Here is a 12,114-nt window from a genome sequence, read left to right on the forward strand (position 1 = left end):
TTCTCGTGTTCCTGAATGTGCCTGTATTTTCTTGGCATAGCAAAGACCTCCTATGGTAGTTTTATTCTACCACAGGAGGCCTTCTTTTTTCACTGTCTACTTTTACTGGGGCGGTTCAGTTTGGCCGCACAAAGGGGCGTTTGGGCTGTTTTAAGGCTCGGAGTGGCCGGTCTGCCGGTCTTGCCAGTAGGGCAGTTTTGCCAACTGAACCTCAAAAAAGGCTCTGGCCTGCTCCGGAGGCCAGGATTCGTTGGACATGTGCTCTACAAGATAATTTGTCAGTTCCGCGAGACTTGTGTAAGCGAATTTTCCGTCGGTGTAGCACCACTTGCAATAGGCTTCATTGAAAGAACCATCTGGTTCCCGGCTGATGCAGCTGTCGTCCAGCGGCATACCGCAGCACTGGCAAATCAGCTTTTGCGGTGAGCCTAAAAGGGTGTTGATCGAAACATCAAACAACATGGACAACCGCTTGAGTGTTTCTGTGTTGGGGAGGGTTTCTCCGGTCTCCCACCGGGAAACAGCCTGGCGGGTTACATACAATTTTTCTGCAAGATCTTCCTGCGTCAAACCGTGCCTGGTCCGCAGCTCCAGGATAATCTCTTTGGTCTCCATAGCGATCACCTCATGGAGAGTGTATCATACTTCCCAAACCGCGCCAAGCAACAGACTGTTGCCCTGAAATTATTTCAGGGTTCCGTCCAGAATCTGGCCGTAATACCAGGGCCGGGGTGCGTGGAACACCTTGCCGCTGAGGTCAGCCAGAATGGGCTGGGTGAAGGAGGGGAGAACCAGCTCCCAGGCGCACAGAGCCTGGTATTTGAGCCGCAGTTCCCGGTTGGCGGCGTTGTTGCCGTACTTGCTGTCTCCCAGAATGGGGCAGCCAATGCTGGCCATGTGGGCCCGGATCTGATGGGTCCGGCCAGTGATCAGCCGAACCTTCAGCAGGGCCAGCCGTCCCGAGACGGCCACCGTCTCATATTCGGTGCAGACTTCCTTGGCGCCGGGGCGCTTCTCGGACAGAATCTGGACCTTGCCCATGTCCGCATCTTTCAGCAGCCAGCCGCCCAGCATCCCTTCCGGGGGAATGGGCCGGCCAAAGGTGACGCACAGATAGGTTTTCTGGACCTTTCGCTCCCGGATGGCCTCCAGCAGAATCTGCTCGGCCTCCGGGGTCTTGGCGATCAGGACCAGGCCGCTGGTGCCGGTGTCCAGCCGGTGGCAGAGGGAGGGCTGGTAGAGGCTCTCCTCGCTGTACTCGTTCTGACTGTTCAGATAGAGCAGAGCGCGGTTGAGAAGGGTGTCGTTCTCAGGGCCGTCCACTGCCAGACCGGCGGGCTTGTTGACCACCAGGAGCTGGGGGCCGTTGTAGACCACTTCAGCGGGGCAGCGGGCCTTTTTCCAGGCGGGACCGGCGGTGTCGCGGCTGTCGTCCAACTGATCGTCCAGAATGAACAGCTTGATTTCGTCCCCGGCCATCACGCGGGTGGAAAGGGGCTGCTTTTTGCCGTTGAGCTTGATTTTGTTTTCCCGCAGGGCCTTGTTCAGGCGGCCGGGGTTGAGGGCGGGATATTGCTGCATCAGGTAATGGTCCAGCCGGGTGGGGGCCAGACATTTCACTTTGAGTATCTTCAAGAAAATTCCTCCATAGCCATGGTACATTCAACAATTACGGCATCATTGTAGCCGATGGGACGGCGTTCTGTCAAGGCTCTGGGCCCCAGAAATCATCCAGCGCCCGCCGGAGGCTGTCGGTGCCGGAGAGATACTGGATGTGGGCCCAGTGCCGCGGGAAAAGTCTGCGGTATCCCTCCTGGGTGAAGCGGTCGTCCAGAAGCAGCACCACGCCGCGGTCGGTCTCGGTGCGGATGACCCGGCCCGCCGCCTGCAAGACCTTGTTCATCCCCGGGAAGCGGTAGGCATAGTCAAAACCGCTGCCGTCCTTCTCCTCAAAATAGCGGCGGAGCATTTCCTGCCGCGGGCTGACCTGGGGCAGCCCAACGCCTACAATGGCGCAGCCGATCAGGCGGCTGCCGGCCAGATCTACGCCCTCGCCAAAGACGCCGCCCAGCACCCCGAATCCCAGCAGGGTCTCGGTCGGGTCAGGGGAGAAGTGTTCCAGAAAAGCGGCCCGCCCGGCGTCGTCCAGGCCGCTCTCCTGGGCGATGGTGCGGATCTGCGGGTAGCGGGCGGAAAAATCGGCGTAGACCTGCCGCAGATAGGCATAGCTGGGAAAGAAGGCCAGGTAGTTGCCTACCTTGCCCGCCGCCAGCGCGGCCAGCGCATCCGAAATGGCCGGGACGCTGGCCTCCCGCTGACGGTAGCGGGTGGAAATGCCGGGCAGACAGTAGAGACCCAGGTTTTCGGCGGGGAAGGGGCTTTCCAACGCCACCGCTCGGGCGCTGCCGCAGCCCAGCACATTCTTATAGTAGCCAGGAGGAATCAAGGTGGCGCTGAACAGGACCGATGCCCGGCCGCAGGCCAGGCTGTCGTCCACAAAGGTGGAAGGGTCCAGACAGAGCAGCCGGATGGTCAAGTCGCTCCCGTGGGCGGTGAGCTGGGTGACGTAGTGGTCGTCATAGCGTTCCGCTGTGCGGAGCAGATCGTGGAGCCCAAAGTAGAGGTCCAGCAGCGTCTCGTGGGCTGGGTCCTCGGAGTTCTTCTCCAGCCAGTCCTGGAGAGCTGGCAGAAGCCCCAGCAGAGGCCGTACCAGGGCCGGCGGCAGCTCTTTGAAGAAGACGGTCCCGTCCTGCGCATAAATCGGCTCAGGTAGCAGGGAAGGGGCTTCGGATGATTCAGACCCGGTGGCGGCCTTAACGGCAGGTTCATCGAAAAGTCCCATCTGCTGAACCTGCGGCGTCATGGTCTCGGAACCGGGGACGGCAGCGGCGCCCCGCCGCGGGGCGAGCGCTTCACAGGCCCGACGCAGGGCCAGCAGTTCTTTGTCTGTCCGGATCAGATGCCGTTTGAGAGAGTTCTTTCCCTTGAGCAGGGCCCGCTTAGCCTCAGTGATGTCGCTCTTGGCGAAGGAAGCCGAGTACATCTCCCGGGCCCGGTCGGGGAGGTTGTGAGCCTCGTCGATGAGAAACACCCAGTCCCCGTTCAGCTCAAAAAAGCGCCGCAGATGAACCGTCGGGTCAAACAGATAGTTGTAGTCCCCGATGATGAGATCGCACCAGTCGCTGAGGTCCAGACCCAGCTCAAAGGGGCAGACGGTATGCCGGCGAGCAGCAGCCTCGATGGCGGGGCGGTCCAGCTGGCCGCCGCCATCCAGCAAATCGGCCAGCGCGGTCTTGACCCGGTTGTAGTAACCCTTGGCGAAAGGGCAGACCTCGGGCAGACAGACCGGGCGGCCCGCCTCGTTCTTGCACAGGCACACCTTCTCCTTGGCGGTGAAGGTCACCGATCGGAAGGACAGGCCGGGATTGGCCTGGCGCAGCAGGGATACAGCGCTTTCAGCGGCTGTCCGTGCGGTATTTCTAGCTGTAAAGTAAAATAACTTTTCACCTTTTTCTTCCCCCATGGCCTTCATGGCGGGGAACAGGGCGCTCATGGTTTTGCCGGTTCCGGTAGGGGCCTGACAGAACAGCCGGAACCCGCCTTTTCCGGCCTCCCGGCCGGTGCGGCAGGCTCGGTAAACCTCCCCGGCAAGGGCCCGCTGCCCGGGCCGGTACTGGTCATAAGGAAACTGCAAATCCAGCAGACTGGCCCGGCGCTTCTCGGCCCAGTCCAGCTGGCGCCGGGCCCAGGGAGCATACTCTTTCAGCAGCCCCAGGAAAAAATCTTCCAGTGCATCGCGCACAAAATGACGCGTAAAGTATATAATCTTGTCATCATCAATCTGATAATAGGTCAGCCGCACATCAATGTGGGACAGGTCGTTTTGGTCGGCGTAGATGGCAGCATACACCATCCCCTGGGCCCAGTGGCAGAAGTTGAGGTCCTCGGTGATCTCCTGCAGCGGGACGCCGGTGGTCTTGATCTCGTCGATGACGGTCCGCTCCTCGCCGTCCACAAAAATCCCGTCGGCTCGGCCTTCGACGGTGTAGCGAATGCCCTCTACATCCCGCGTGCCGGACAGGAACACCTCGGGCCGGTAGCCGTCGCCTGCCTGCTTTTGAAGTTTGCGGTGGATGCGGGCCCCTTCGTTGGCCCGGTCAAATCCGGCAAAGCGGCTGTCGATGTCTCCGGTCTGGAGCAGAAACTCCACCAGCTGGCGGACCGCCAGACGTACCTCCTGCATGGTTTCACCTCACATGGATTGATTTGTGATTCCCTGGCCTGTGCAGGCCGGGAGCTTTTTGTTTTTGCAGGTCAGACTTTGGGCACAAGCTGGGTCTGGTCCAGTCCCAGAACACGGGCGCAGTCCCGGGTGATCTGCTCCACCGTCTCAAAGTTGACCGCCGCCCGGTAGTAGCTCTCCAGTTCGTCGTGGCAGCTCTTGGCGCTGGCCATCAGGGCGGTGGACTGCTGGATCAGCTCCTGCGCAGCCCGGGAGTTGAACCGCAGCCGCGCCCGGAACCCGGACAGGTTGCTCCGGTCCAAAAACCGGGTGCAGCGGACCGACTGCTGGCCGGGCAGGGCCACAGGATGCCAGCTGTTGTCGGTGAGGAACGCCAGCTGCAGGGAGGGGATCAGGATGTGGTCGATCTTCTCCTCCGGGTGGAGCGCACAGGGACAGGTGATGATCTCATATCCCCGGGCCAGGGCTTCGTCGTGGATTTGCTCCATCAGGAAACGGGAGGCCGCGCCATATTCATCCCGGAATACCACCGCCCGGTCGGCCAGCGCCCGGATGGTATCGGTATAGAAAATCGGTCCCTGGGGAGTGATGGCCGAGAGAAGACGAATCTGCTCGCTTCCGGGGCCGTTCTGGCGGGGGAGCAGACGGGCGCACAGACGCTTGACGTACCGGCGGGCCTTCTCAAAATCGGTGCTGCAGGCCTCGGCACGGCGGCTGTCCAGCAGCAGACTGCCCGCCGACGCGATATACCGGGCGGCCCGGCTGCGTAGGGACGCATTCCGGGCAAAGAGGGCCCGGATTTCCTCCCGATGAGGGTGCAGATCCTCCACCGACATGGTGTGATACAGGCTGATCACCACTTCATCGGCGCCGGGAGCCAGCGGCTCTATGGTATGGGGAGCGGTGGCGTCCAGGATGGCGGCTTTTTTGTCACAGAATACCACGCCGTCCAGGCTGTCCGGGTCGCTGGAACAGTGGATGCGCTGAACAGGCCTGGACGAAAGCTGAGCCAGCTGCTTCATCATGGTGGATTTGCCGCAGCCGGGGCCGCTCTTGATCAGATAGAGCTGCATCCCCGGCTCCTGCCCGAGCTCCTGGAAATACCCGTGGAACCCCGCCGGTGTGGTGGTGCCGAGAAAGAAATCGACAGATTGCGGACATTTTGCTTCCATAGTACAACACCTCGCTTTTGGCACAAGGTATGCAAAAGCGAGGCGGAATGCCACTCAGAAGCACAAAGCGTTCAGAGATAGGTGTGATCGCACACTTCCTGGATCTTGTCCCGCAGGGCGGTAAAATCCTCAAAAGCGGCGGGTTTGTTCTGGGGCTGACGGAGCAGGGCGGCCGGGTGGAAGGTGCCCATAAAGGCGACGCCGCCCTTTTCGGTGAAAATGCCGTGCTCCTTGGTCACCGAAAAGCCGGGCCGGATCATCCGCTGGGCCGCAATCCGGCCCAGGCATACCACGATTTTGGGCCGCAGAATCCGGAACTGTTCCCGCAGCCAGGGCATGCAGGCCTCGCTCTCGTCGGGCAGCGGGTCGCGGTTCTGGGGCGGCCGGCACTTGACGATGTTGGCGATATAGCAGTTTTTGGTGCGGTCCAGATCGATGGCAAACAGGTATTTGTCCAGCAGCTGGCCGCTGCGTCCCACAAAGGGCAGACCCTGTTCGTCCTCGCTCTGGCCGGGGCCCTCGCCTACAAACAGGACCTCGGCGTTTTCCACGCCCTGTCCAAAGACAACGTGCTTCCGGGTTTGACACAGGGGGCAGCGGGTGCAGGTCAGGCACTGGGCCTGCAGGGTAGAAAGATCCATGAAGCGCACTTCCTTTCCGGTGAATCTTGGACTTGTAGTTATACTATAGCACAAAACCGGTGCTTTGTCCTCAAAAGTTTTGAGCCGGCTGCCTCTGTACAGCCTTCCGCCGGCTGTGGTACAATACAGCCAGCCCAAAACCATAAAAAGGGGGATGAACCGGGTGAAATTTCATACCTTCGGGGACAAGCGTCTGCCCCACATACTGATGATTCACGGCGGCGGAAATGCGTGGTGGAATTACCTGCGGCAGGCCCGGGCCCTGTCGCCCCGCTACCATGTGATCCTCCCCACTCTGGACGGCCACGGGGAGGAGTTTGCCACCCCGTATGTCTCCACCGAGAAAACCGCCGACCAGATCCTGGAATATATAGACAGCTATTGCGGCGGGCACTTGTTTGCCCTGTGCGGTGTGTCGCTGGGCGGCCAGATTGTGATGGAGCTTCTGTCCCGCAGGGCCGATCTGGCCCAAAAGGCCATCATCGACGGCAGTCTCTGCATCCCGCAGCCGGCCCTGGGCCGGTTCTGTATTGCATCGGTGCGCCTGTTTGGACGGTGGATGTTCAGCCAGCGGGCCTGCCGCTGGCAGCTTGCCCTGATGCCCAGAACGCTGCCGGAAAAAATGTGCTACCCCGAGGAAATCCAGGCCCATTACATGGAGGATATGCCCCGCCTGCCGATGGAAACCCTCTATACCATGTACCGCACCTATATGATGCACTACCGGCTCAAGGACAGCATCCGAAACACCCGGGCCCAGGTCATGTACTGGTACGGCGAGAAAGAAATGAAGTGCGTCAAACGGTCGGCGCAGCTGTTCCAGTCCATGGTGCCGTCCTGCACCATCCGGGAGGCCAAGGGCTATGGCCACGGGTATTTGTCGGTGTACCTGCCGGAAGAGTGGCTCCAGGCGGCGCTGCCGTTTCTGGAAGGGAAGGCGTGAAGAACCGTCAAAGCCCTTGGAATCGCCCCCAAAGGCCGGAGAAAACCGCCATAGTTTAGACAAAAGTTGGATTTAATCTATTGACCTGTACCCGAAATCCGTGCATAATGAAAAAGAAACCGCAGTGCGCCGGGCCCCGCGCCGGTGCCGGAACCCCTTTGCAAGAAACATCAGGAGTATTGGGATGGAAAAACAAAAACAACGTTTCGCAGCGCTCCTTGTCTTTGGAGGCATTGCTTTTTATTTTGGATTGACGCATTTCAACACGGTGATCCGCTGGGTGTACGGGCTTCTGGGGCTGTGCACCCCGGCTCTGGTGGGCGGCATCCTGGCCTTTCTGCTCAATGTGCCCATGTGCGGCATCGAAAATCTGCTGAAAAAGATCTTTTACCGCCGTCACCCCGAGAAGTCGGGCAAGGCGCTGCGGATTCTCAGCCTGCTGCTGACCTTTGTGTGCATGGTGGTGGTTGTGGCCATCGTGGTTCTGATGCTGATCCCCGAGCTGCAAAAATCCATTTCCAGCGTCATTCTTCAGATTCAGGCCAGCCTGCCCGGCTGGATTGATTATCTCTACAGCCTGGGCATCGACACCACCATGCTGGAACAGCAGCTGGCCTCCATCGACCTGAAGGAGCTGGCCGGTCAGATGATCAACGGCGCCACCAGCATGCTGGGCACCCTGGTGGGGGCTGTGACCGCTACCGTCTCGGTGCTGGGCACCGCGCTGTTCTCTCTGGTCATTGCCCTGTATATCCTCATCGACAAAGAGAACCTCTCCCGCCAGACCAAAAAGCTGCTCTACGCCTTTGTCAAGCAGCCGGTGGCGGACCAGATCTACCATGTGGGCATCCTGGTTCGGGAAGCCTTTGGCAAGTTCCTGTCGGGCCAGTCCATGGAGGCTGTGGTGCTGGGCGTGCTGATGTTCATTGCGCTGTCCCTGTTCCGCATCCCGTATGCCAGCCTCATTGCGGTGCTGACCGCCGTCTGTGCCTTTGTGCCGTATGTGGGCGCCTTCATCTCCTGCGGCATTGGCGTGGCGCTGATCCTTCTGGTCAACCCCCTGCAGGCCATTCTCTGCCTGGTGGTGTATCAGGTGGTTCAGTTCATTGAGAACCAGTTCATCTACCCCCGCGTGGTGGGCAGCTCGGTGGGCCTGGAACCCCTGTGGACCGTGATTGCTGTTCTGGTGGGCGGCGAGGCCTTCGGTATTCTGGGCATGATCTTCTTCATCCCGGTAATGGCGGTAGTCTATATCCTCCTGAAAGAAACCGTCAACGCCCGCATCGACCGGATGCGCAAGAAAGCCGCCCAGGAGGCCGAACAGAGCGACAACCTGAACGACATCCTGGAAGAAACCCTCGAAACCACCCTCGAGGAAAACGCGGAAAACAACCAGCCGTAACCCATAACAAAAAAGCGTACCGTGTGCCCGAACTGAACCGCCCCATATTGTGCGGACAGTACAAAAAAGAGGCCTGCAAGGGGTACTTTTGGCGGTAGATGCATTCTGTTTTCAGGATACCGAAAAAATTTTCGGCCATTGCGTTGTCATAGCAGTTTCCGCGTCTTGACATGGAAGGCGTAATGCCGTAAGATTGAGTCAGCTTAAAATATCCGTGTGAGGTATATTGAAAGCCCTGGTCGCTGTGGAGGTGCAACTCCCCAGCGACTTTCTCTTTCTTCATGGCAAGGCGAATGATGTCCAGCACCAGATTCACCGTTTGCTGGGCTGCAGTCTTGTAGGCCACAATGCTGTTGTCGTATAAATCCCGGATCATGGACAGGTACAGGACACCTTGCTCTGTATGGATATAAGAAATGTCGGTGACCCATTTGCTGTTTGGTCTTTCTGTATGGAAATCCCGATTCAGCAGATTCTCATACCTGTGAATCTGCTGCCCCAGCTGCTTCCACTGCCTGCGTCTGCGGATTTCAGACAGCAAACCGTTGGTTTTCATAATCCTGAGAATCGTTTTGGGATTCCTGTGACAGCCGTTTTTGTCCAGCCACAGATGCATCCGGCGATAGCCATATGTATTTTTGCACCTCTTCTGCTGCTGGGCAATCCGGTCTATGATTGCCTGGTTTGGATCTGGACGGTTCAGATTGTGGGTATAGGCGTAGTACCCACTCCGGGAAACGTCAAAGAACTTGCACATCCTGCAAACCGGATACTTCTCTCCATGACGATAGATTACCTCATATTTTGCTCTAGCTCTCACTCCCTTTCTGTGGACCGCAGAAAATCCCGCAGCAGCTCATTCTCCATTTTCAGGCGTTCGATCTCATATTTGTATTCTGCAATGCTTGGCTCCCGGACTTCGCCTTTCCTGGGTCGTCCCTTGGGTTTTGGGGGAACTCCCGCTGCAAGTTTTCGCTGCTTTCGATTGTATCGGGAAAGAAATCCACGCATTTCCTTATATGTGAATCCCAGCTTCTCTCCAATCTGACGCAGAGTCATTCCCTGGCTGCGAAGCTCTATTATTTCCTTCTCGTGTTCCTGAATGTGGCTGTATTTTCTGGGCATAGCAAAAACCTCCTGTAGTAGTTTTATTCTACCACAGGAGGCCTTCTTTTTTCATTGTCTACTTTTACTGGAGCGGTTCAAACCGGGCCGGTGGTACGCTTTTTCTTTGGCTTGACGGCTTATCGGAAGAAGTTCTGGACCAGAACCATGTACAGGATGGTTCCCGCTGCAATGCTCAGCAGGGTGTTTTTCCGCCACTTGTGCAGTACTACGATAAAGGCAATGGCGATCAGCTCCGGCAGGCCGTGCCAGGAAGTGAACACGGCATCCTTGAGGCAGTAGACCACCAGCAGGCCGATGACGGCGTAGGGGAGGACGGTGCCCAGATAGGTGATGGCGGCAGGCGGCTTTCTCCCCTCAGGGAAAACCAGAAAGGGGAGAAACCGGGTCAGCATGGTGGCCAGCACCACCGCCGCAATGGTGAGGATGCTCTGTGTGGTGGTCATTGGTCCACCTCCCGTTCCAGACTGCGGCGGCCCAGCAGGAAGCTCAGGACAATCAGCGCCATGGCCGGCACAATAAAGGAACTGCTGCCGAAAACCAGCAGGCAGACCAGCGAACAGCCCAGCCCTGCCAGGGCGGGCCGGTGGTCTTTAGACTCCTCCCACTGATTGATGAACATGACCACAAACAGGGCCGTCATAACGAATTCGATGCCGGTGGTGTCAAAGTGGATCACATATCCCAGCAGCGCCCCCAGGGTGGCGCCGGTCACCCAGTAAATGTGGTTCAGCAGGGTGACAAAGAACATGAACCATCCCCGGTCCACATCCGGCGGCGGGGTGACGGTGCAGTTGATGGAGAAAGACTCGTCGCACATCCCAAAAATCAGATAGAACTTTTTCCAGCCGGTGCGGCGGTATTTCTGCAGCATGGACAGCCCATAAAACAGATGGCGGGCGTTGACCATCAGCGCCAGCAAAAAGGCGTGCAGGGGGTTGAAGGCCGACAGCAGCAGTTCCACTGTGACGAACTCCATGGACCCCGCAAAGATAAACAGGCTCATGCACAGCGGATAGACAAACGAAAACCCCTTGCTCCGCATCAGAAAGCCGTAGGAAATCCCCAAAAACAAAAAGCCGACACAGATGGGCAGCGTGTAGGGGAGAGCGGCTTTCAGCGCCTTGCGTTTCATCCTGATTCCCTCTTTCCTCTGAGCTCCCGGACATGAGATGCCCGGGGCGGTATTTCCTATTTTGCAACGGTTCCGGGGATCTGTCAAGGGAGCGCCGGGCCGGAGGATGGGGAATCCGGAGGAAGAAAGGCGTAAAATTTCATAGAAAATCCGAATTGCGTATTGAAGTTTCAGCGCCTTGTGTTAAAATAAGAGAGAAAGAGCTTCTTGTGTCCAACACAGGAAGTGAAATTTGGCAACGTTATCGGAGGTAATCAAAATGGCAGATATGTTTGCGCCGCTGGTAGAGCAGCTGAAGGCGAACCCCAAGACCATCGTTTTCACTGAGGGCAGCGACCCCCGCATTCTGGAGGCCGCCAGCAAGCTGCTGGCCGAGAAGGTCCTGAACGTCGTCATGGTCGGCAACAAGGCTGAGTGTGAGGCAGCGGCTGCAGCAGGCAACTTTGATATTTCGGGCGCTGAGATTATCGACCCCGATACCTATGAGGGCTTTGACGAGATGGTCAGCACCATGGTCGAGCTGCGCAAGGGCAAGATGACCGCAGAGGAGTGCGCCAGCCTGCTGAAGAAGTCCAACTACTTCGGCACCATGCTGGTCAAGATGGGCAAGGCTGACTGCCTGCTGGGCGGCGCCACCTACTCCACCGCCGACACCGTCCGTCCCGCTCTGCAGCTGATCAAGACCAAGAAGGGCGCTCACCTGGTGAGCTCCTGCTTCATTCTGGACCGCGACTGGGGCGATGAGGGCCTGAAGCGGATCGCCATGGGCGACTGCGCCATCAACATCGACTATCAGGACACTGTGGACAAGGCTACCGGCGAGGTCAAGCTGTCCGCTGCGGACAAGCTGGCTGAGGTGGTTGTCGAGACCGCCAAGACCGCTGCCATCTTCGGCATCGACCCGAAGGTCGCCGTCCTGAGCTTCTCCACCAAGGGCTCCGGCAAGGGCGGCACCGTGGCTCTGAGCCACGACGCCACCATCAAGGCTCAGGCTCTGGCTCCCGACCTGGCCATCGACGGCGAGCTGCAGTTCGACGCAGCCGTCTCGCCCGAGGTCGCTCAGACCAAGTGCAAGGGCAGCAAGGTGGCTGGCCAGGCCAACACCTTCATCTTCCCCTGCATCGAGGCCGGCAACATCGGCTATAAGATCGCCCAGCGTCTGGGCGGCTATGCCGCTTATGGCCCCATCCTGCAGGGCCTGAACGCCCCCATCAATGACCTGTCCCGCGGCTGCAACGCCGACGAGGTCTACAAGATGAGCCTGATCACTGCCTGCCAGTCCTAACAGGTTTTCGTCCGCACTCAAAACAATAGGAAAGCCGCCCGGTTCTCCTCTGAAGTGACCCCAAAAAGTTAGACAATATTTGAAAGCAAAAATTGTTTAAGCAGCCGAAAGGGCTTGTTGTCTGTGAATAGCAGGCGGCAAGCCCTTTAGTTTTGTCTTAATTCTGCG

General features: G+C 58.4%; 11 protein-coding genes. 3 read left to right on the forward strand and 8 right to left on the reverse strand.

All coding sequences use genetic code 11. The features are described from left to right. Window positions 1–150: 150 nt before the first annotated feature. From B5G28_RS13175 to B5G28_RS13195, 5 genes are all read right to left on the reverse strand, one after another. Window positions 151–615, reverse strand: a complete 465-nt coding sequence (locus B5G28_RS13175; RefSeq protein WP_087249536.1) for a zinc ribbon domain-containing protein — start codon at window positions 613–615, stop codon at window positions 151–153. 69 nt (window positions 616–684) lie between these two features. Then, window positions 685–1,635 carry an RluA family pseudouridine synthase gene (locus B5G28_RS13180; protein WP_087249538.1) on the reverse strand — a complete coding sequence of 317 codons (951 nt, stop codon included), beginning with the start codon at window positions 1,633–1,635 and terminating at the stop codon, window positions 685–687. Between the two features lie 70 nt (window positions 1,636–1,705). Continuing rightward, window positions 1,706–4,243, reverse strand: a complete 2,538-nt coding sequence (locus tag B5G28_RS13185) for an ATP-dependent DNA helicase (RefSeq protein WP_087249540.1) — start codon at window positions 4,241–4,243, stop codon at window positions 1,706–1,708. Between the two features lie 71 nt (window positions 4,244–4,314). Continuing rightward, a complete protein-coding gene (locus B5G28_RS13190) occupies window positions 4,315–5,316 on the reverse strand; it encodes a hypothetical protein (RefSeq protein ID WP_242967626.1) in 1,002 nt (333 codons plus the stop codon). 170 nt (window positions 5,317–5,486) lie between these two features. After that, the gene (locus B5G28_RS13195; protein WP_087249543.1) at window positions 5,487–6,056 is read right to left on the reverse strand and encodes a uracil-DNA glycosylase; all 570 of its coding nucleotides are present in this window, start codon (window positions 6,054–6,056) and stop codon (window positions 5,487–5,489) included. Between the two features lie 163 nt (window positions 6,057–6,219). On the opposite strand from B5G28_RS13195, the gene B5G28_RS13200 reads away from it, so the two are divergent. Continuing rightward, window positions 6,220–6,999 carry an alpha/beta hydrolase gene (locus tag B5G28_RS13200; protein WP_087249555.1) on the forward strand — a complete coding sequence of 260 codons (780 nt, stop codon included), beginning with the start codon at window positions 6,220–6,222 and terminating at the stop codon, window positions 6,997–6,999. A gap of 184 nt (window positions 7,000–7,183) precedes the next feature. After that, the gene (locus B5G28_RS13205; protein WP_087249545.1) at window positions 7,184–8,401 is read left to right on the forward strand and encodes an AI-2E family transporter; all 1,218 of its coding nucleotides are present in this window, start codon (window positions 7,184–7,186) and stop codon (window positions 8,399–8,401) included. Between the two features lie 816 nt (window positions 8,402–9,217). Here the strand turns inward: B5G28_RS13205 and B5G28_RS15100 are convergent. The 3 genes from B5G28_RS15100 to B5G28_RS13225 all read right to left on the reverse strand — a co-directional run bounded on the left by B5G28_RS15100 (window position 9,218) and on the right by B5G28_RS13225 (window position 10,661). Then, window positions 9,218–9,526 carry a hypothetical protein gene (locus tag B5G28_RS15100; RefSeq protein ID WP_087249547.1) on the reverse strand — a complete coding sequence of 103 codons (309 nt, stop codon included), beginning with the start codon at window positions 9,524–9,526 and terminating at the stop codon, window positions 9,218–9,220. 119 nt (window positions 9,527–9,645) lie between these two features. After that, entirely contained in the window at window positions 9,646–9,972 is a 327-nt protein-coding gene (locus B5G28_RS13220; RefSeq protein ID WP_087249549.1) for a branched-chain amino acid transporter permease, read from the reverse strand. Next, a complete protein-coding gene (locus B5G28_RS13225; protein WP_087249551.1) occupies window positions 9,969–10,661 on the reverse strand; it encodes an AzlC family ABC transporter permease in 693 nt (230 codons plus the stop codon). The genes B5G28_RS13220 and B5G28_RS13225 overlap by 4 nt, the downstream gene beginning before the upstream one ends. Window positions 10,662–10,920: 259 nt before the next feature. Here B5G28_RS13225 and pta point away from each other — a divergent pair, with 259 nt between their 5' ends. Further along, window positions 10,921–11,946 (forward strand): phosphate acetyltransferase, encoded by a 1,026-nt coding sequence (gene pta / locus B5G28_RS13230; RefSeq protein WP_087249553.1) that lies wholly within the window; start codon window positions 10,921–10,923, stop codon window positions 11,944–11,946. Window positions 11,947–12,114: the final 168 nt, after the last annotated feature.

This window comes from Faecalibacterium sp. An77 (genome assembly GCF_002161315.1).
In the GTDB taxonomy this organism is placed as follows: Bacteria; Bacillota; Clostridia; order Oscillospirales; family Ruminococcaceae; genus Faecalibacterium.